At 63.1% G+C, this 20293-nt stretch carries 17 protein-coding genes and 1 pseudogene; 4 read left to right on the top strand and 14 right to left on the bottom strand.

The window, feature by feature from the left end:
• The first annotated feature begins 18 nt into the window (after positions 1-18).
• Both ACLI1P_RS08870 and ACLI1P_RS08875 read left to right on the top strand, forming a co-directional pair.
• Complete coding sequence (locus ACLI1P_RS08870; protein ID WP_411708602.1) at positions 19-1110, top strand: polyprenyl synthetase family protein; 1092 nt, start codon at positions 19-21, stop codon at positions 1108-1110.
• 1 nt (position 1111) lies between these two features.
• Positions 1112-2665: an alpha-(1->6)-mannopyranosyltransferase A gene (locus tag ACLI1P_RS08875; RefSeq protein WP_411708603.1), complete on the top strand. Its 1554-nt coding sequence runs from the start codon at positions 1112-1114 to the stop codon at positions 2663-2665.
• On the opposite strand, the gene ACLI1P_RS08880 is transcribed toward ACLI1P_RS08875, so the two are convergent.
• On the bottom strand, positions 2634-3032 hold the full coding sequence (locus ACLI1P_RS08880) for an Rv2175c family DNA-binding protein (RefSeq protein WP_296131067.1): 399 nt from the start codon (positions 3030-3032) through the stop codon (positions 2634-2636). The genes ACLI1P_RS08875 and ACLI1P_RS08880 overlap by 32 nt on opposite strands.
• A gap of 50 nt (positions 3033-3082) precedes the next feature.
• Here ACLI1P_RS08880 and ACLI1P_RS08885 point away from each other — a divergent pair, with 50 nt between their 5' ends.
• A complete protein-coding gene (locus tag ACLI1P_RS08885; RefSeq protein WP_411708604.1) occupies positions 3083-4330 on the top strand; it encodes a protein kinase domain-containing protein in 1248 nt (415 codons plus the stop codon).
• 14 nt (positions 4331-4344) lie between these two features.
• Here the strand turns inward: ACLI1P_RS08885 and ACLI1P_RS08890 are convergent, their stop codons facing one another.
• Both ACLI1P_RS08890 and ACLI1P_RS08895 read right to left on the bottom strand, forming a co-directional pair.
• Complete coding sequence (locus tag ACLI1P_RS08890) at positions 4345-5733, bottom strand: class II 3-deoxy-7-phosphoheptulonate synthase (RefSeq protein WP_411708605.1); 1389 nt, start codon at positions 5731-5733, stop codon at positions 4345-4347.
• A 38-nt stretch (positions 5734-5771) separates the two neighbouring features.
• Positions 5772-6288, bottom strand: a pseudogene (locus tag ACLI1P_RS08895) (polyadenylate-specific 3'-exoribonuclease AS).
• A 60-nt stretch (positions 6289-6348) separates the two neighbouring features.
• On the opposite strand from ACLI1P_RS08895, the gene ACLI1P_RS08900 reads away from it, so the two are divergent.
• Positions 6349-7545, top strand: a complete 1197-nt coding sequence (locus ACLI1P_RS08900) for a glycosyltransferase family 87 protein (RefSeq protein WP_411708606.1) — start codon at positions 6349-6351, stop codon at positions 7543-7545.
• A gap of 4 nt (positions 7546-7549) precedes the next feature.
• On the opposite strand, the gene ACLI1P_RS08905 is transcribed toward ACLI1P_RS08900, so the two are convergent.
• The 11 genes from ACLI1P_RS08905 to ACLI1P_RS08955 all read right to left on the bottom strand — a co-directional run bounded on the left by ACLI1P_RS08905 (position 7550) and on the right by ACLI1P_RS08955 (position 19964).
• On the bottom strand, positions 7550-8299 hold the full coding sequence (locus ACLI1P_RS08905) for a lysophospholipid acyltransferase family protein (protein ID WP_411708607.1): 750 nt from the start codon (positions 8297-8299) through the stop codon (positions 7550-7552).
• 70 nt (positions 8300-8369) lie between these two features.
• On the bottom strand, positions 8370-9338 hold the full coding sequence (locus ACLI1P_RS08910) for an ROK family protein (protein WP_411708608.1): 969 nt from the start codon (positions 9336-9338) through the stop codon (positions 8370-8372).
• Positions 9339-9361: 23 nt separating this feature from the next.
• Positions 9362-10495, bottom strand: coding sequence for a glycosyltransferase family 4 protein (locus ACLI1P_RS08915; RefSeq protein WP_411708609.1), 1134 nt, complete (start codon positions 10493-10495; stop codon positions 9362-9364).
• Between the two features lie 4 nt (positions 10496-10499).
• Positions 10500-11597 carry a C40 family peptidase gene (locus ACLI1P_RS08920; RefSeq protein WP_296131091.1) on the bottom strand — a complete coding sequence of 366 codons (1098 nt, stop codon included), beginning with the start codon at positions 11595-11597 and terminating at the stop codon, positions 10500-10502.
• 172 nt (positions 11598-11769) lie between these two features.
• Positions 11770-12405, bottom strand: coding sequence for a C40 family peptidase (locus ACLI1P_RS08925; RefSeq protein WP_296131093.1), 636 nt, complete (start codon positions 12403-12405; stop codon positions 11770-11772).
• Between the two features lie 1073 nt (positions 12406-13478).
• The gene (locus ACLI1P_RS08930; protein WP_296131095.1) at positions 13479-15101 is read right to left on the bottom strand and encodes a cytochrome b; all 1623 of its coding nucleotides are present in this window, start codon (positions 15099-15101) and stop codon (positions 13479-13481) included.
• Positions 15101-16321 (bottom strand): ubiquinol-cytochrome c reductase iron-sulfur subunit, encoded by a 1221-nt coding sequence (locus tag ACLI1P_RS08935; RefSeq protein WP_296131098.1) that lies wholly within the window; start codon positions 16319-16321, stop codon positions 15101-15103. Before ACLI1P_RS08935 ends, ACLI1P_RS08930 begins: the two co-directional genes overlap by 1 nt.
• Positions 16318-17205 (bottom strand): c-type cytochrome, encoded by an 888-nt coding sequence (locus tag ACLI1P_RS08940; RefSeq protein ID WP_296131100.1) that lies wholly within the window; start codon positions 17203-17205, stop codon positions 16318-16320. The genes ACLI1P_RS08935 and ACLI1P_RS08940 overlap by 4 nt, the downstream gene beginning before the upstream one ends.
• A 65-nt stretch (positions 17206-17270) precedes the next feature.
• Positions 17271-17855 (bottom strand): heme-copper oxidase subunit III, encoded by a 585-nt coding sequence (locus ACLI1P_RS08945; protein ID WP_296131103.1) that lies wholly within the window; start codon positions 17853-17855, stop codon positions 17271-17273.
• Positions 17856-18433: 578 nt separating this feature from the next.
• A complete protein-coding gene (locus ACLI1P_RS08950; RefSeq protein WP_306507298.1) occupies positions 18434-18865 on the bottom strand; it encodes a cytochrome c oxidase subunit 4 in 432 nt (143 codons plus the stop codon).
• Between the two features lie 19 nt (positions 18866-18884).
• Positions 18885-19964: a cytochrome c oxidase subunit II gene (locus ACLI1P_RS08955; RefSeq protein ID WP_306507297.1), complete on the bottom strand. Its 1080-nt coding sequence runs from the start codon at positions 19962-19964 to the stop codon at positions 18885-18887.
• Positions 19965-20293 lie beyond the last annotated feature (329 nt).

The following is a 20293-nucleotide window of genomic DNA, read 5'->3' on the forward strand; positions in this document are numbered from 1 at the left end:
GCAGGTATCGTGACAGGTGTGAGTGAACCGAAGATTCCATCCTTGGCCGAAATCCCCGCTGCTGTCCGCACGGAGCTTGACCGCTTCCTCGAAGGGCAGCGCGAAGCGCTGGCGAACATTGGCCAGCCGGTAACCAACGCCGTGTCCTACCTGGAATCCTTCGTCCTCGACGGAGGAAAGCGCATCCGCCCGCTCTACGCGTGGGCGGGCTTTATTGGCGCGCGCGGCCTGGAGGGGCCCGAGTCGCCGGAGGCGATGCTGCGCGCCGCCTCCGCGCTGGAGTTCATCCAGGGCTGCGCCCTCATCCACGATGACATCGTGGATGCCTCCGATACCCGGCGCGGCAACCCCACCGTCCACCGCGGGGTGGCTGCGCGCCACCGCGAGCTCAACCTCGGGGGCGACCCCGACTTCTTCGGGCAGTCCATCGCCATCCTCGTCGGCGACATGGCCTTGGTCTGGGCAGAGGACATGTTCCAAGACTCCGGTCTGAGTCCGGAGGCACTGGCCCGCGCGCGGGCACCGTGGCGCGGTATGCGCCGAGAGGTCATCGGTGGCCAGATCCTCGATATTTGCCTGGAGGCAGAGGGGTCTGAGGACGCTGCCTTGGCGGATTCGGTGAACCGGTTTAAGACAGCCGCCTACACCATCGAGCGCCCGCTGCACTTGGGGGCGGCCATCGCCGGGGCACCGGAGAAGCTCATCGCCGCCTTCCGCGGCTACGGCCGGGACATCGGCGTTGCCTTCCAGCTGCGCGATGACCTGCTTGGTGTCTTCGGCGATCCCACTGTCACCGGCAAGCCGGCGGGAGACGACCTGCGGGAGGGCAAGCGTACCGTGCTGTTGTCGCTGGCCCTGCAGCGTGCCGATGCTTCCGATCCGGCCGCCGCGGCTGACTTGCGCCGGCTGATCGGCAACACCGACGACCCCGCGGATATTGAGCGGATGGCGCAGATTATTGCGGACTCGGGCGCACCGGACGTCGTCGAGCAGCGCATCACGGACCTTACCCACTCGGGCCTGGCCCACCTGGGGGATGCCCACGTGCCGGCAGAGGTCACCGCTACCCTGGAGGAGCTCGCCCGCAAATCCACTGCCCGCCGGATGTAGCATGGTGCGCACACAGTCGTCGCTAAGCGTGCGCGTTCCCGGCGCCCTTCCCTTGGGCGTCGCGTCCGCGGCCATCCTCGCACTCGCGTCCTTTTCGGGCGGCGCCACCCGCAACCGCGGCGGCGTGCTCGAGGCCCTCAACGTTGGTTTCTTGGCCTACGGGCACGGCCGCAACATTGGCATGATGCTCTACTGGGTAGGCCTCTTCGGACTTGTCGCCGCGTGGGTGCTGGCCGGCCGGCAGGTCATCGCTCCGCAGCTGAAGAACCCGCAGCCCAATGGCGGCCTGGACCGTATCCGCCGCATGCTGGCCGCGTGGATTGCCCCGCTGCTGGTTGCTGCTCCCCTGGCCTCGCGCGACGTCTACTCCTACCTCATGCAGGGGGCGATGGTGCGCGATGGTTTCGATCCGTACGTCCAGGGTGCGGCGGTTAATCCCGGCCCGTTCCTCCTCGAGGTCTCCCACGACTGGCGCAATACCACCACGCCGTATGGCCCGCTGCACCTGTGGATGGGCAATGGGGTGACGCACCTCGTGGGTGAGCACGTGGCTGCCGGCATCATCGTCTACAAGGTCATTTCTGTGGTGGGGTTCGCGGCCATCGCCTGGGCTATCCCGCGCCTGGCCCGCGCTATCGGCGGCGACCCAGCGCTGGCGCTGTGGCTCGGCGTGGCGAACCCGGTGATGCTCCTGCACCTTATCGGCGGCATGCACAACGAGTCCGTGATGGTCGGCTTGGTATCCCTCGGCCTGCTTGCCGCAGTACACCACAAGTTCCATGCCAGCCTGTTGCTGGTGGGGGTAGCGGTCTCGCTGAAGGCCACGGCTATTTTCGCCGCGCCCTTCATTGTCTGGCTGATGCTGCACCACTGGGCGCCGAAGGGCAGCGGCGCGCTCAAGCGCGTTGGAGTGTTCCTGGCCTCCGGCATCATCGCGGTCGCAGAGGTTGCGGTGGCTGTGGCGGCGATCACGTGGGCGTCGGGAAGCTCGTGGGGCTGGCTGTCTCAGATCAGCGGCAACGCCAAGGTCATCAATCCGCTGGCGGGGCCGACGCTGCTTGCCGACGTTTTAGTGCCCGTCATCAAGTTCTTCTCCCCCGACACCACGTACAACACCGTGCTCTCCCTGCTGCGCTCGGTGTCGATGGTGCTCATGCTCGCCGGCTTGGTGCTGGCCTGGTGGTGGGGCCGCACGGGCGTGCGCCGCGCCATCGCCGCCACCGCTGCGGCCTACCAGGTGGCCTTCGTTTTCAACTCGGTGACGCTGCCGTGGTACTACGCCTCGGTGCTCACGCTCATGGGCACCTTCCGCCCGCCGCTGCACCTCATCAAGCTCACCACCGGCGTGGCGCTCTTTATCGGCGTCGCCTTTTCCGGCGATGGAAACCACCAGCTCTACAACTGGTGGTGGGACATCGCGATGGTGGTGGCCGCGTGGTCGGCTACGCAGTGGATCTTCGACGGGGTCGACGCCACTGCTCACACCCCAGCCCACGCCACCGCCGACGCCACTTCCGGAGAGGCTAAAAAGCCGAGGCCTGCGCGCGTCGAATAACCTCGCGCGCCAAGTGCCCATGCAGGGCGTCGATGGGGCGCCCCGGCAGCGAGTCATCTTCGGTAAACAGGTGCGCGAGGATCTCGTTGTCGCTCCAGCCATTATCGGACAGCACGGTGATGACGCCGGAGACGTACTTGGAAATCGCGCCCTTATCGTTGAAGAAGGCCGCCGGCACCAGGCGGTTGCCGTCCGGGTCGCGCCAGGCAATGAACTTGCGCGCATTAAGCAGGTCAAAGACGCGAGTGATGACAAGGTCGAGCTTTTCTGCCACCTCATTAAGCGTCAGCAGCTCCTCATCAGCAAGAAGCTGCGCCAGTTCTGGGTGGGAATTGTTCTCAGAGTTCGCGGAATTAGTCACAGACACAACTGTAGCGGGATAACACTTCGGCGCGCGGATCGACCATACTGGAATCCATGACAAGGCTGAACGTGGGTGACATTCTGGAGGGCCGCTACCGCATCGATCAGCCGATCGCCCGTGGCGGCATGTCCACGGTCTACCGCTGCGTCGACATGCGGCTCGGACGCGCGGTAGCCGCCAAGGTCATGGATGAGCGCTACCACGACGACCCGGTCTTCGTGCACCGCTTCGAGCGCGAGGCGCGTGCGATGGCACAGCTGAGCCACCCCAACCTGGTCGGCGTGCACGACTTCTCCGCCGACGGTTTTCCCATCTACCTCATCATGGAGCTCATTACCGGCGGCACTCTGCGCGAGCTGCTGGCAGAGCGCGGGCCCATGCCCCCGCATGCCGCAGCCGGGGTCATGCATGCGGTACTGAGTGGGCTCACCGAGGTCCACCGCGCCGGCCTGGTTCACCGCGATATTAAGCCGGATAACGTGCTCATCACCGATACCCACCGGGTCAAGGTGGGCGATTTCGGCTTGGTGCGCTCTGCCAGCGCGGAGCACGATAGCTCCGGGCAGATTGTCGGTACGGTCAGCTACCTCTCCCCCGAGCAGGTCACCGGCGCCGACATCACCCCGGCCTCTGACGTGTATTCGGCCGGCATCGTCCTCTTCGAGCTGCTCACGGGCACCGTTCCCTTCCACGGGCATACCCCCCTGGAGCACGCGACGGCGCGTGTACACGCGGACGTGTCGGCGCCCTCCTCCCGCATCGAGGGCGTGCCCATGCTTTTCGACGCCCTCGTAGCCACCGCCACCGCGCGGCAGCCCGCCGAGCGCTTCGCCGACGCCGGAGAATTCCTCGACGCCCTGGATGACGTGGCGCGGGAGCTGGCACTGCCCGCCTTTACCGTTCCCTTACCCCGTAATTCGGCCGCGGCGCGCACGGCTGCGGTGCCGACGGACTTTGCCGGCACAGGCAATACGCGTGTCTTCGAGGCCACCTCGGCGATCCAGACGCCGCAGCAGGAACCACCCCGCACCGCTACCCGCGTCGAGCCCCCGGTCGCCCCTCCGCAGCCCACACAGCCCGCGCCTGCCCCGCCGGCCCCCGTGGCCCCAATGGAGGAACCACACCCGCCCGCCGGCTCAGAGGAGGAACCGGAGGAGCGGCCTGTGAGCAACCGCAGCGCGGTGTCCCTCATCGGTTACCTGCTTGTGGTGGGCGTGACCACCCTTGCCGTCGCCGTGGCGGCGTGGTGGTTTGGCTCCGGAGAATACGGCACGTGGCCGATTCTCTGGAGGCCGTATTAGCGCTGGATTAGCCGCTAGTTGCGCAGCATCTCCGCGATGAGGAAGGACAGCTCCAGCGACTGCTGGGTGTTCAGGCGCGGGTCCACGGCGGACTCGTAGCGGCCCGGCAGATCCACATCGGTGATGTCCTCCGCACCACCGAGGCACTCGGTGACGTCCTCACCGGTGAATTCGAGGTGCACGCCGCCCGGGTGGGTGCCCAGCTCGCGGTGGACCTCAAAGAAGCCCTGGACCTCGTCCACGATCTTGTCGAAGTGACGGGTCTTGTAGCCGTTGGAGGCAGTAAAGGTGTTGCCGTGCATCGGATCGGACTGCCACACCACCTTGTGCCCGGAATCTTCCACCGCCTTCACAATCGGCGGCAGGACGGAGCGCACCTTGTCGTGGCCCATGCGCGCGATCATGGTGAGGCGCCCCGGCTCGCGGTTGGGGTCGAGCTTCTCTGCATACTCCACAGCCTGCTCCGGGGTAACTCCCGGGCCCAGCTTGATGCCCACCGGGTTACCGATGAGCGCGGCGAAGGCCACGTGGAAGTCGTCGATGCCACGGGTGCGCTCGCCAATCCACAGCTGGTGCGCGGACAGATCGTAGAGCTTGGTCTCGCCGTTAGAGTCGAGGCCCAAGCGCAGCATGGAGCGCTCGTAGTCACGCAGCAATGCTTCGTGGGAGCAGTAGATTTCCGCCGAGCGCAGCGTCTCGTCGGAGACGCCGCAAGCGTTCATGAAGGCCAGGCCGTTTTCAATCTCATCCGCCAGCGCCTGGTAGCGCGCGCCCGCCGGGGAGTTCGCCACGAATTCGCGGTTCCACTCGTGCAGGCGGTACAGGTCCGCGGTGCCTGAATGGGTCAGCGCGCGCACCAGGTTCATCGCCGCCGAGGAGTTGGCGTAGGCGCGGACCATGCGGGCGGGGTCGTGGCGGCGAGACTCTTCCGTGGCCTCGACGCCGTTGACGATGTCTCCGCGGTAGTTGTACAAACCATTGCCGTCCAGATCAGACGAGCGCGGCTTGGCGTACTGGCCAGCAATACGCCCCAGCTTCACCACCGGGGTGGACGCACCGTAGGTCAGCACCACGGCCATCTGCAAAAGCGTCTTAATGTTGCCGCGAATGTGCGGCTCCGTGTTGGACTCAAAGGTCTCTGCGCAGTCGCCGCCTTGGAGGAGGAAGGCTTTGCCCAAGGCAACGTCGGCAAGCTTGCGCTTCAATGCCTCAATCTCTGGGGCTACGACGATGGGCGGGACGGATTCCAGAATCTTGCGGACGTTGTCCGCCTGCAGCTGATCCCAGCTGGGCTGCTGCTTAGCTTCGCGCGCGATGGCGTCCTGGAACTTCTCATTGATTCCCTCCGGCAACGGCGGGAGATCAGGGAGCACGTCTTTGGGGATATCTACTGTCCAACTCACACAGAGTATTTAACCACTTTACGCGGATTAAACGTGAGTTAATTTCCGCAATTCATCACGCGGTTACCGCGGCTCAGCGGCAGTAGTTCCTCGCACACGCGGAACTTAGCCAGGTTGTGGCGCGCGTCCACCAGCGCATCGTGGTTTCCGCTGGGGACCGGCGGCAGTTTGGGCCGCGGCGAACTCCCAATACTGCTTGAGCTCCCGGGTATACCGCGGCAGGCCCCGCGGCAAGCCCGCCATATCACCCCAGAGCTGTGCAAAGACCACGTGATCATAAGCGCCTACCCAGGCCCACAGCTCAATGGGCGTGGAGTGCCGGCCCAAGAATTCCAAGACCTCTTCCCGGATGGTTTCCCGCGACTTCCACACCGGGTCTCCAGGACTGGGAAGCTTGTCCAAGACGTTCTCGCGCACCCAAGCATTAGCCGCGGAAGGATTAAAGTCCGTGGAAACCGCATAGTATTCGCTACCATCCTCGCCCACGATGCCGATCGACACCAGGGTGATGGTCGATCCGTCCTCGATGAACTCGGTGTCGTAGAAGTAGCGCACGAAAACCAAGCCTAGTCCCCTAATTCTCTCCCGCACCCACTGGGTCCTATACTCAGGCCCGTGCACAAGTCTCTGCGTTCTCCTCTCGTACCGCTCGTGCTGGCGGGTATCGCGTCACTGTACTGGCTCATCAATGTAAGTACGCTGTTCGGCACCGGCAGCATCGACTCCTTCTATCACATTGACCTCGACGTCTACCGGGAGGGCGGCCGCGCACTGGTGCGCGGCGAGAATCTCTACGCCCAGGGCTATGAGCTCTCCGCCGGATTTTCGTTGCCTTTTACCTACCCGCCCTTCGCCGCCGCGTTGTTTGCCAGCCTGTCCTGGCTGCCACTGCCGGCCCTGTCGGTCCTGGTTACTGTTGCCTCCGTGGCCGCGCTGTGGATAAGCCTCTACGCGGTCATCTCGCGCGGTACCGATACTCCCCAGCCAATCCTGTGGGCGTCATGGGCGCTACTGGCCTGCCTGGCCACGGAGAGCGTGACACAAACCCTGTACTTTGGCCAAGTCAATCTCCTTCTCACCGCGGCGGTGGTGGTGGATTGCCTGCTAGTGCGGCGACGCTCCCCGTGGCGCGGCGTGCTCACAGGAATTGCGATGGCTATCAAGCTCACCCCCGCGGTATTCCTCGCGGTATTTTTCGTGCGCCGCGACTGGCGGGCGCTAGTCACCGCGGTGGCTACCTTTATTTCCTGCGGTCTGCTCGGATTCCTCGTCGCGCCGGAGAGCTCCGCGACGTACTGGACCTCCACTCTGCGGGATTCCACCCGCATCGGCAGGTTGGAGTACGCCGGCAACCAGTCGCTGCACGGAGTTCTGAGCAGGATCGCACCGGAGCATGCCGACGTGTTGTGGCTGGTTGGCTGCGTCCTCATTGTGGTCGCGCTGTGGTGGATCATGGAGCACACGGCCTCCGACGCCGTGCTGGTCCTCCTCGCTTCCTCCGCGGCCTTACTGTGTTCCCCGGTGTCGTGGTCGCACCACTTCACGTACTTAAGCCTCGCCGCGGCCTACCTGGTGGTGCAGCGCCGGTGGTGCCTCGCAGCCTTGGCTTGGGTGGCGCTGCTTGCCCGCGGGCATTGGCTCGTGCCGCACAATAACCAGCTTGAGCTGACGTGGGCGTGGTGGCAGCACCTACCGGGCAACGACTACTTCATCGTCACCGCAGTATTGGTGACTGCCAGCGCCGTGGCACGTATCGCGAGTAGCACGCGGTCCGGCGGCGCACGCCGCGCGCCACTAAGCGCGGCGGCCTGAGCGCCTAGTCCAGTGCCTGGGAGCCGAGCTCGGCTCCCGCTGGGTAGCCATGTCCCGCCTGCAAGGAGGCCTTGACGTCCGAGGCATACACGTCCACGTAGGGCTGGCCGGTAAGCTGCGCTAGCTCCTTCATCACGTAGTCCGTGAACTCCCGGGCGGTGTCATGTTCCTCCGGATCGAACCCGCGCTCAGCCGCCCACGCTAACGGGTCAATCGGCTCGCCCACGCGTACACCCACGCGTGCGGGACGTGGGATCCACGTGCCGATGGGGTTAGCCTTGCGCGAATTGATCATTGCCACGGGGATGACCTTCTCCCCTGTGGTCAGCGCGATGCGGGCCATGCCCGTGCGGCCCTTGTAAATGCGGCCGTCCGGGGAACGCGTGCCTTCTGGATAGATGCCGAACAAGTCACCGCGGTTCATGATGCGCTCAGCACTGGTGAGCATGGCGTCGCTCGCGTTCTTGTCCACGCGATCAATGGGCACCTGGCCCACGGAGCTAAAGAACCACTTCTGCAGCCCTCCGACGAAACCTGGGGTAGTGAAGTATTCGCTCTTGGCCAGGAAAGTGATCTGCCGCGGACACAGCAACGGGAAGTAGAAAGAGTCCATGACCGCCTGGTGCGAAGAAGCCAAGATGGCCGGGCCCGATTCCGGGATGCGCTCCATCCCCTCAGACCAAGGGCGGTTCCACACCCGCAGCGCGGGGCCAAAAAAGATGTGCTTAAAAGCCCAATACCACTTGTTTCGCATCGCTCCACTTCCTATCTGGTTATGCCAGCGCTGCGGGCAGGATCCGCGGCGGGACTTATCGTCGTGAGTACTACTTCCCCTGACGGGCAAGATCGGCTACGCCAATCATACCTGCCGCCGAGCCCAGCTCTGCCGTCGCAACGCGCGCGAGCGGGCGGTGCCCCGCGCCGACGATCTCCTGCGCCATACGCTTGCGGGCGGTATCGAGAAAAAGGTCCGCGTCCTGGGACACACCCCCGCCCAGAACGATAAGCTCCGGATCGAGCACGTCAGCCACCATGGAAAGCCCGCGCCCCAGCCACTGACCAAAGTCCTCCATCACGGCGACGGCCAACGGGTCCCCCTTCCGAGCGGCGGCAGTGATCTGTTCACCGCTGGGGTTGGCAGGAAGCGACGTCTCATACTTCGGACGCAGGTCCGCGCACGTATCCGGCAACGCGGTCCCGGACGCGTAGCGCTCCAGGCAGCCGCGCTTGCCGCACGAGCACTGGCGCCCGCCGGGATCGACGACGAGATGGCCGAACTCCGGCGCGGTGCCGAACGCGCCGCGGTAGATGGTGCCGCCAGTCAGCAAGGTCGCGCCAATGCCGGTGCCGACGGCGAAAAAGACCCATTCCTTAGCGCCGCGTCCGGCGCCGTAGCTCCATTCACCCCACGCGGCCGAGTTAGCGTCGTGTTCCAGGCGCACGGGCATGCCCAGACGCCGGCGCAGGATCTCGCGCACCGGCGCGTCCCGCCAAGGCAAGTGCGGGGCGAAGCGAACGACCTCGCACTCAGGGTCAAGAAACCCTGCCAGTGCGAGGCCCACGCCGGACACCTCGTGAGATGCCGAAAGCTCCTCCACGCAGCGCACGATATCGTCCTCCAGCTGTTCCGCCGTCGTGGCAGTGGGCACGCTGGTGGAATCAATAATCTCCCCGGACGCATCGATCACCGCGGCACGCAGGTTGGTTCCGCCGATGTCGAAGCCAATGGTCAGGCCGCTCTGATTGCTCTGGCTGCTCTGGCCACCGTCGGCGGAAGGAGTCTCATTAAGCATGACTAGTAGGATATACCCCTAACTCACCCGCGGTCACATTCTAAGACCGCGCGCAAGCGCTGCCCCATGATTTCCCAGGTCCACTTCTCCTCCACGTGGCGGCGCCCGGCCGCACCTAGGCGGTGGGCCCGGGAGACGTCGCCAAGCAGCGCATCAAGGGCGTCCTCCAACTCCGCCAGTGACGAGCCCCGCACCACAATGCCGGTTTCCGGGGTAACCGTCTCCGGCGCACCGCCCGAATCACCGGCGATAACCGGCAGGCCCGCTGCTTGGGCCTCCAGGTAGACAATGCCGAGGCCCTCGACGTCGAGGCCTCCCCCACGCGTGCGCGCCGGCATGGCGAAGATGTCCGCTGCCTGCAGCGCTAGGCGCAGCTCCGCCGTATCGCGCGCCTCCCGAATCACTGCGTCGGGACAGTACAGTTCTGCCAGGGCCCGCAGCGTGGGTTCGTACCCACCGCGGCCGATGATGAGCAGTTGCGCATCCGGATGGCGCTGCCTTACCTGGGGCATCGCTCGCAGCAGTTGGTCCTGGCCCTTGCGCGGCACCAGGCGGGAGATGCACACGATGACCGGGCCCGCCCCCAGACCGTAATGTGCACGCGCCTGGACTCTCAGCGCCGGGGTGGCCGGCACAAAGTCCTCCAGGCTCACCCCGGACGGAAGGTGCACCCACTGCGGGTGCGTGCCAACTGCTCGTACGAGCCGCCTGCGCGTGTACTCCGAAATGTAGGTGACCACGTCTGCAGTGTTGCCGATCCACCGCAGCGCCTGGCGCGCTCCGGGAAGCATGGACCAGCCCACCTCGTGGCCGTGCGTCGTGGCCACAATGCGCCGCGCCCCCGCCGCGCGTGCCGCCTGCGCCATGAGAGCAAGCGGGGCGGCCGCGCCGAACCACACGGTGTCGATGTCATGCTCGCGGATGATGCGCTGCATCTCGCGCGCCGTGGCTGGAGTCGGCAGCATAACCTTCCGTGGCCAGCGAATAACCTGGTAGGCAAGGCTGTGGTCATACTCTGCCACAGCATCCGCGTCCTGGGTTGAGGCGAAGACCACCACGTTGTGCGGGTCCAGCGTGGACAGAAAGTCCCGCAGGTAGGACTGAATCCCACCGATAGTCGGCGGGAAATCGTTGGTGACCAGCAGGGTGCGTGCCATGCGGCTAGTACCGGACCGCGCCTTGGACCGGCATCGAGTTCAACGGCACCACGGCCACCGGAACGCCGTAGGTGGACGCGTGGACCACCTGACCATCACCGATGTACATGCCCACGTGGGTCACGCCCGGGTAGTAGCCAATGATGTCACCCGGCTGCAGCTGATCCAGCGGCACCGGCGTACCGCCGGCGAGCTGTGCCTGGGAGGTCCGGGGAATCTGCTTGCCCATCTGCTGGTAGCTCCACAACATCAGGCCGGAGCAGTCAAACGTGTCGGGGCCCGCAGCACCCCAGCCGTACGGCGCGCCCAAGCGGGTCATCGCGGCCTGCACGGCGGCGGAACCGGAACCATCGGCCAAGGCGGCTAAGTCAACGTCAGCGGCGCCGCCAAAGTGATCCACCCAGGCCGCGCGGGCCTCCGGGCTTAAGGCGTCCACCTTTGCCTCGAGGTCCTTCTGCTCATTCTCCAGATCGGACTTCTCCTGCAGGAGGGCATCGCGCTGCGCAGCAAGCTCGTCGCGTTTGCGGCGCGCCTCCTCCGTGGCGTTCTCGGCGTCCTCATGCGCCTTCTTCGCGTCTGCCGACGCCGCGACCATGGCGTCCTCCTCGCGCTTAGCTGCCTTGGACAGCGCACCGAGGTAGCCCATGCGCTCAACCGCACTGGCAACATCGTCGGCGTCAAGGGCAGCGGCGATGGGCGAATTCGAATCGCGGCGGTAGCGCGACTGCGCCAGCGCATCAATCCGCTTCTGCTGCTCGACGACCGCACCGGCGGCCTCATCGGACGCGCGGCGGGCCTCCTCAGCCTTGGCTTCGAGCTCCCCGATGGACTTCTCCGTCTCCGCCAGCTCGTCCTCGAGGCCCTTGACCTCCTCGCCCTTCGCAGAGACACGCTGGGCGACGTCCGCCATCTCCTCAATCAGCGCGCCAAGGTCCTGCGGGTCCTGCGTGTCCTGTGCGGCCACGTCACCCGCGCCGTTGTCCTCCGCCTCTGGACTGCCGACCTCGTCGACGTCCTGCGCGATCGCAGTCGGAATAACAACCGGCACCGAAGCAGCGGAGACGGCTAGAGCCGCGATGGCAGTGGCGAGATGACGACGCACTGGAGGCACCCCCGAAGGAACTAAGAACAGGATAATAACAAGCTGAATTATATACCCAGCGCAGCGCCGGATAAAACTACACACACATACAATAGCCTAACCCCTTCCGCCACCGAGATCACCGTGGCAATCAAGGTGGCGGAAGGGGTTAAAGCCAGATTATGCGCAGCCCTTAGAAGCGGACTGCGGAGTGGATCGGCATGTAGTTCAGGGAACGCTCCTGAACCGGTACGCCGGAGTTCAGCGCATCAATGATGGTGCCGTTGCCGGTGTAGATGCCGACGTGGGATGCACCGGAGTAGTACACGATGATGTCACCCGGCTGCAGGGCGTCCAGGGACACCGGGGTGCCGGCAGCTGCCTGTGCCTGGGAGGTACGCGGGATGTCCACGCCAGCCTGGCGGTAAGCCCAGGAGGTCAGGCCGGAGCAGTCGAAGGCGCTCGGGCCGTTGGCTCCGTAGACGTACGGTGCACCGATAACGGAGCGGGCAGCCTCCAGGGCCTTCTGGCCGGCAGTGGTCGGTGCCGGGGCCGGAGCCTCCTGCTGTGCCGGGGCCTCGACGGCAGCGGCGTAGCCATTGCCCTGGTTGCTTGCCATGGACGGCACGTACTTCTGGATATCCGGAACGCGGTCCAGGTTCGGAACGTTCTCCAGGCCGTTGACCTCAAAGCGAATGTCGGTGTTCGGCACGACGACCTCGGCAGCGTTTGCGGCGGCCGGGACGGTCACGGCGGCGGTTGCTGCAACAGCAGCGGTGGTTGCAATACGGCGGGTATTCATGGTGCCCTGACGACGGTGCTTAGCCACGATTAAAAACTCCAAATCTTCCTGCGCGCCTACCTCCCCGCGTTTACCGTTCTGGAAACTTCTGCGGGGCGGCTCTGACCCAAGGGGCGGGCCTAGCGTTCGACGATGACCCGTTCCTGTAGGGCCATCTCCACTCGGCCCCCGGATTTAGGAGGGGCCAGATGCGGCGCTTAAATCTTCAGTTCGTATTGAGCACCGGTGTTCGTTCACCGTGTCTGTAACTCAATGTCTCGAATAGGTTACGAAACCATCACAAGCCATGTCGAGTCGAAACACCAAAACCGGCACCGTTACCGTCCTGTTACCAAACCTCCACGCTTCCGAGACAGAACTAAATCCCGCGACTACAAATCACCCGACCGAAACCCAAATTCTTGCCACACGCTGCAAGGACGAACCACGCTGCCGGCTGCAAATTCTTAGACCAAAGCCGAATTACACGAGTGTTAATAGTGCAAAAAATTTGCACTGTAACCTTCATCACACAGGGCTAAAACAAGCCATGTGGCGGCGTCCCAGGGGGATTTTTCGCCCCATCTTTACCCCGCTCTTCGACGCGTTTGCCTGCACTTTTAGTGTCAGGCAGGTCACGGTTAGGGCGGAATGAGAAGCAATAGGAGCTACTCAACGTTATGAAAATCCACCCCGCAAATCAACGTAAACTGCAGGTGAACAGTTTGAGTCGGCCCCCTCATGACCGCACGCGTATCCCAGCGCCCAGCGAGGGCAGAAGAGGCAGTTGAGTCAGCTACTCCCACCCTGGTGACTTCCTCACGTCTGCCCCATGGCGCTCGCCTTCCGTAGGCGTTACATGCGCTCGGCCTTTCCCTATATATAGGCACTCCTAAAACAGGCACGCGGCCGAGGTGCCCCACTTCCTAGCCAATCCGTGTTGTGGGGCTGCTGGAGGCGCGTTAGGCCCTGAGTGTGCTGCAGCCCTCTGGAACACCCCAATTCGCCCTACCGCCAGCTACACCGCGACGAACGTGCCGCGGCAACACAGGTAGCGCAAAAGCCCGCCGCCCCGTTAAGGGGCAGCGGGCCTTGTGAGCGTGTTTCAGAAGGAACTGGCGCTAGATGCGGCCATTCTCTTCATCGTCGCGGATATTCGCGGCGTTGAGGTTGCGGTACATGTCCGCCTCCTCGCGGTGGTTCTCCTCATGAATCTCGTGGACACGAGACATGAGTGCCGGATCGTCCGGAGCGAAGATGCCCTGGGTCTCGGAGTCGGCGAAGCCGAGCTGGTTGAGCTGCTTCGGAACCTGTGCACCCGCGTACTCCAGCGGGACCGGGTGGCCGTGCTCGTCCACCGGGCCGAGCGGCTGGTGAACCTCGATGAAGGCACCGTTCGGCAGCTGCTTGATAACGCCGGTCTCGATGCCGTGCTCCAGCACCTCGCGGTCGGAGCGCTGCAGACCAACGCAGATGCGGTAGGTCAGGAAGTAGGCAATCGGGGGCAGAACGATTAGACCGATGCGGCCAACCCAGGTCATGGCGTTCAGCGAGATCTGGAAGAAGTGAGCCACGTGGTCGTTACCACCGGACAGGGTGACCAGCAGGAAGAAGGTGATGGCCATCGCGCCGATCGCGGAACGTACCGGCACGTCGCGCGGACGCTGCAGCAGGTTGTGGTGAGCGTCGTCGCCCGTCAGCTTCTTCTCAATGAACGGGTAAGCGAACAGCAGGATGACCATAAGGCCACAGAGCAGTGCTACCCAGAACGCGGACGGGATGGTGTAGTTGCCCAAGTAGAGCTCCCATGCCGGCATGACACGGGCGACACCATCAGTCCACAGCATGTAGATATCCGGCTGGGAACCAGCGGAGACCTGCGACGGGTTGTACGGTCCAAGCGTCCAGATGGCGTTGATGGTCAGCAGACCGGAGATGAGCGCCAGCACGCCAGCGACCATCATGCCCATGCCGATTGCCTTGGTGGCGAAGACCGGCATGATGCGAACGCCAACGACGTTGTTCTCTGCGCGGCCCGGTCCCGGGAACTGGGTGTGCTTCTGGAACCAAACCATGATGAGGTGGGCCGCGATGAGGCCCAGGATGATGCCCGGGATAACCAGCACGTGCAGGATGTAGAAACGATCCAGCATCAGGTCGGACGGGAAGTCGCCGCCGAAGATGGCCCAGTGCAGCCAGGTGCCGACGATCGGCAGGCCGAGGATGATGGCGGACATAATGCGCAGACCAACGCCGGAGAGCAGGTCATCCGGGAGGGAGTAACCGAGGAAGCCCTCGATCATGCCCAGCAGGATGAGCGCGCAACCGATGATCCAGTTTGCTTCACGCGGGCGGCGGAACGCGCCGGTGAAGAAGATGCGCAGCATGTGAGCCACCATGGACATCATGAACATCAGGGCTGCCCAGTGGTGCATCTGGCGAACGAACAGTCCGCCGCGAACCTCAAAGGACAGATCCAGTGCGGTGGCGTAGGCGCGAGACATCTCGACGCCGTTCAGCGGGGTGTAGGCGCCGTCGTAAATGACCTTCGTGATAGACGGGTCGAAGAACAGCGCGAGGTAGATACCGGTCAACAGCAGGATGATGAAGCTGTACAGCGCCATCTCACCAAGCATGAAGGACCAGTGGGTGGGAAAGACTTTGTTTAGCTGGGTACGCAGGACGCCGGCAGCGGAGTACCGCTCGTCCATGTTGTTGCCCATCTTGGCAAGTTTGTTACTCATTATGACTTACGCTCCCAGAATGCAGGTCCGACGGGCTCGATGAAGTTGCCCTTGGCAACGAGGTAGCCCTCGTCGTCCACCTCGATCGGCAGCTGCGGCAGAGCACGGGCGGCCGGGCCGAAGACCGGCTTGCCGTAGTGCAGCGCGTCGAACTGCGACTGGTGGCATGGGCAGAGAATGCGGTTGGTCTGCGCCTCGTACAGAGAAGTCGGGCAGCCAATGTGCGTACAAATCTTGGAGTAGGCGTAGTAGTTGCCGTAGTGGAAGTCCTCCTGGCCCTGACGCTCGATAGCCTTCTTGGCATCGTCGTTGCGCAGGCGGATGAGCATCACAGCGTTGCGGTTTCCATGAATGGAGTGCATGTGATTCTCGTAGACATCCTTCTCCTCGGACCACTGGGCGCCATCGTTGACGTCTTCCTCAGCGAGCGGGAAGACAGTCTCCATGCCGCCGGCGGCCAGGTCCTCCGGGCGCACACGCACCAGGCGGGCAAGGCCACGGGTGGTGTAGTGCGAGCCAGACTCGCCCTCGTGCTTTTCAGCGATGGTGCCGGTGTCACGTGCGAGGTAGAGCTTGACGCCCTTCTCGTGCATGGTCCAGCCGGAGGTCCACAGGGTGCCGTCGCCGGCGTAGTCGAGGTCGTGGCGCTTCTTCCACGGGTTGTTGATTGCGCCGCCGAGCGGAGCAATCACGGTCAGACCGAAGAGAACGCCAGCGCCGCCGAGCAGACCCATGATGGTCTTGCGGCGACCCAGAGTGGAGGTGTTCCAGGAGTCATTCAGCAGAGCGGTGAGGGTACGGCGATCAACTTCCTCAGAAGGACCGTCGTGGCGACGCTGCACGGAAATCTCTTCCGGCAGAATCTTCTTCACGTACTGAACGATGGCAAAGCCAAGACCCAGAATGCACAGCCCGGCGGTCAGGCCGAGAAGCGGGGTGTAGAGGGTGTGCAGCCACAGGCCGTCCTCCCCCAGCATCTTGTACTGCCACGGCCAGAACAGGTACACGCCCAAGAAGGCGATACCCATCAGGACCGAAATGAGCAGCCACACGGTGATGTTGCCGGCGGCGCGCTTTTCAGCGGGGTCGCCCTCAACCGGGAAGCGCTCCTTGCGGAACGCAACGGTCACGTCATCAAGCTCGGTACCGAGAGCGGCGAGCTCGTCGTTGCTCATAGCATCGAGCTCTTTGCGAGAGTAATTCTTTTTTACGTTGCTCATGAGCGAGATCCAATCCACATTGCGGCAACGCACAGAAGGCTGATGCCAATGATCCACATTGCGAGACCCTCAGCCACCGGGCCGAGACCGCCCAGGTCCCAGCCGGCCGGAGACGGGGTTTCCTTCGCGGACTTGAGGTAGGCGATGATGTCCTTCTTCTCGTCCGCGGTCAGCTGACGGTCGGAGAACTTCGGCATGTTCTGCGGGCCGGTCAGCATGGCCTGGTAGATCTCCTGCTCGCTAGCAGGTCCAAGCTCCGGAGCAAACTTACCGGAGGACAGCGCGCCGCCCTGGCCGGTGAAATTGTGGCAGGACGCGCAGTTCATGCGGAAGAGCTCGGAGCCCTTCGCCACGTCCTCGGCCTGAATCTGGCCGTTGTAGTTCGCGCCGCGCAGGGACTCCTGCGCAACAGTTCCGTCCTCGTTGTAGACGATGTCAGCGCCGCCACCGTTGGCAGCCACGTAGGCTGCCAGAGCCAGCGTCTGCTGCTCGGTGTAGCGCGGGGTCTTGCGCTCAGCCTGAGCGTCGTTGGACATCATCGGCATACGGCCGGAGTGCACCTGGAAGTACACGGAACCGGCACCAATACCGACGAGGGACGGACCGCGGTCCTGGATTCCCTGGAGGTTCGCGCCGTGGCAGGTGATACAAGCGACTTCGTAGATGTCCTTACCCTCTTGAACGAGGGCCTGGTCATCCCTGGCAGCGGTAGCCACCTGAGCGTCCGGGGTCAAGGCGGAAGCCAAGACACCAGCACCGGTGAGACCGATGCTCAGTGCGAAGACGCCAGCAAGCGTGCGCTTCGCCTTGCGGCGACGGCGGGTCTTCTTAGCCGCGGCAGTGGTCTCCTCCACTGCGGCGGGCTGCTGGATGTTATCCATCATTTTCCTTTAGATAACTCGTACACGGAAATGAATGGCTGTAGGCCGGAAGCTCCGGCGCCTACGGCCTACTGAACTAGGTAGATGACTACGAACACGCCAATCCAGACAACGTCAACGAAGTGCCAGTAGTAGGACACTGCCATTGCCGCGGTTGCCTGTGCCGGCGTGAACTTGGAACGGCTGATACGCGCCAAGATGATTCCGAAGGAAATCAGACCCGCAGTCACGTGCGCCGCGTGGAAACCGGTCAGAATGTAGAAGACCGAACCAAACACGGAGGACTGAACCGTCACACCTTCCATGATCAACTCTGACCACTCGAAGGCCATGATGCCCAAGAAGACAACACCCAACGCGAGGGTCACCGAGTACCAGAGTCGGAGCTTGTATACGTCACCCCTTTCTGCTGCAAACACGCCGAACTGAGAGGTCACGGAGGAAAGGACCAGGACAGTCGTAATGATGAAGCCCATCGGCACGTTGATGTGCGCGGTGTGCTCTGCCCAGTCGCCCTCCTGGCCGTTCGCACGCGAGGTGAACCACATCGCGAACAGTCCAGCAAAGAACATCAATTCCTGAGACAGGAACACGATGGTGCCGACGCTGACCATGTTGGGTCGGTTCAGCGCGGCAACACGTGATGCTGCCATACCTTGGTTAGAAACTACGCTCGTCACGCATAACAGTATGGCCGGTCAAAGCCCATAAGTCATCTCAATTCCCCCCGCTTTTTGAGCCTGCACCATATCCTTTCCCAACCTACTCACAGGTAGACGGCGAGATCAGCACGACAAAATGTTGCGGGAACTTTTACGCGCGCTTTCCGACGCCCCATCGATGCAGGTAGCGCACCTCTCCAACCAACTCGTACGCGGAGACCTTCCTGCCCCACCGCCGTCGGCCACAAAACGCAAGCTTTTAGTGCAGTTCCATCAATGAGATAAATCACAAGGCGCAGCGCCCCGAACCCGCTGGATTGCAACTTTCGGTTGACCCCCGCGGAAAACCGTCGATAACGTGCTGAGATTGGTGGCAGGGGACGTCGTTAAGCATCGCCCACCATCCCAGCGACTCCCCCACCCCAGAAAACTTTCGATTGCGCGGGAACTTTTTCGCCCACATTGCGACGCCTTAAAACCGACAAACCTCCGCTCCCCAACACAGTGGGAAACGGAGGCGGAAGAAGTCGTGTGCGGCTCACGCGCCGCAGAGCGGAAGGCTTAGTGCCTTAGTGCTTTTCCTTCGGCAGGCCATACTGCAGGGACAGGCCGGTCACGGAAGTGACGAGCAGCACTGCACCCAGGGCGATGAGCCAGTAGTACAGGAAGATGACGCCCAAACCAAGAACGGCGATGGAGCCGGTCATGGCCAGCGGCCAGATGGAGCTCGGGGAGAAGAAGCCGAGGATACCAGCGCCGTCCTCAGTTTCCGCCTCTTCCCAATCCTCCGGGACAACGTCCACGCGGTTATCGGTGAACTGCAGGTAGCCGCCAAGCATGATGCAGAGCACCACGGAGAGGATCATGCCCACGATGCCAACCCACTCGGGGCCGTACAGGTAGCCGTCATCCTTTACGAAGTTCACGCCGAGGACGTAAACGATGAGCGACACGAAGAGGTAGGTCGCAATGGAGTAGAAGACCTTAGATGTTGCACGCATTGTGAATCAGTTCCTTTTCTTATGCCGCGTCGGCGGTGTCAACGAAGTTGTCGGCATCGCGGGTATCGCGCTGGGAGTTGAACGGAGACGTGGTGACTGCGTACGGCTCCTGACCGATGTGCTCGAGAGCCTCGGCGTTGGTGGCCTCCGGGTTGTTCTCACGGAACTTGAGGTACTGGTTGAAGTCCGCACGGTCCACAACGCGAATCTCGAAGTTCATCATGGAGTGGTAGGTACCGCACATCTCGGCACAGCGGCCGACGAATGCGCCCTTCTCCTCAATCTTCTCAATCTGGAAGCGACGCTCCTGAGCGTTGTTCTCCGGGTGAGCGTAGACGTCGCGCTTGAACAGGAACTCCGGAACCCAGAAGGCGTGGGAGACGTCACCGGACGCGAGGCGGAACTCAATCGGAGTGTCAGCCGGGAGAACCAGAACCGGAATCTCCTCGGTGGTACCCACGGTCTCAATCTTGTTGAAGTTCAGGTAGGAGATGTCACCGGTGGACTTGCCGTGAATCGGGTTAGCGTTCGGAACGCCCTCCGGGTCGTGAGCGCTCTTCTCAGCCAGCTCCTGGCGCTCAGTGTCGGCACCCTCGTAGTTCTCGCCGTCAACCTTGTTCTCGGCGTAACCGAACTTCCAGTTCCACTGGTAAGCGGTGACGTCCACGGTCACCTCAGGGTTCTTATCCAGGGCGGTGACCTTCTGCTGTGCCTGCACGGTGAAGAAGAAGAGCACCATAATGATGATGACCGGGATGATGGTCAGGGCCATCTCCAGCGGCACGTTGTACTGCAGCTGCTTCGGGAATTCACCCTTGCCGTCCTTCTTGGCCTTCTTCGCGCTCCAGCGGAAGATGGCGGTCAGGAACAGGCCCCACATGGTGAAGCCGACGATCCAGGCAGCAACCCAGACCCAGATCCAGAAGTTGTACATCGAGTGCGCCTCAGGGGTAATACCCTTCGGCCAACCGAAGCCGAGGAGGTTCTCCACGGCGGTCGGAGCTGCGACGTCACAACCAGCCAGTGCGAAGCCGCCCAGAGCGATAACGCCCGCTAGGCCTGCCTTACGGGCGAGGTTGCGTTGTTTACGCTGTCCCACGTGTGTTCTGCCTTTCTGTGCACACAAACTTCTCGAATACTCACAGAGCATTCCTATCCAATCAGGATAGTGGATCAACCTCGAATCTCAGACCTTTTCAGCAGCCTGGATAGAGGCTGAAAGCGCCCTATAAATACTGAACGGATGGCATGTTACCGGCCCACCTGCGCAAGATCACGCCGGCTCCCCCACTTGCCCCCATTTGCCTATGATCCAATTCACAAGGCCAAGACCATCTCATCAACCGAAAGTTCGCACCCTAACGGGGAACGCGGCGCGGGGTTCGCCGAATGTCGGGGCGGAACCGTAAAGTGTGTGCCAGACGAACC

It is taken from the genome of Corynebacterium tardum (assembly GCF_046717785.1).
Taxonomy (GTDB): domain Bacteria; phylum Actinomycetota; class Actinomycetes; order Mycobacteriales; family Mycobacteriaceae; genus Corynebacterium.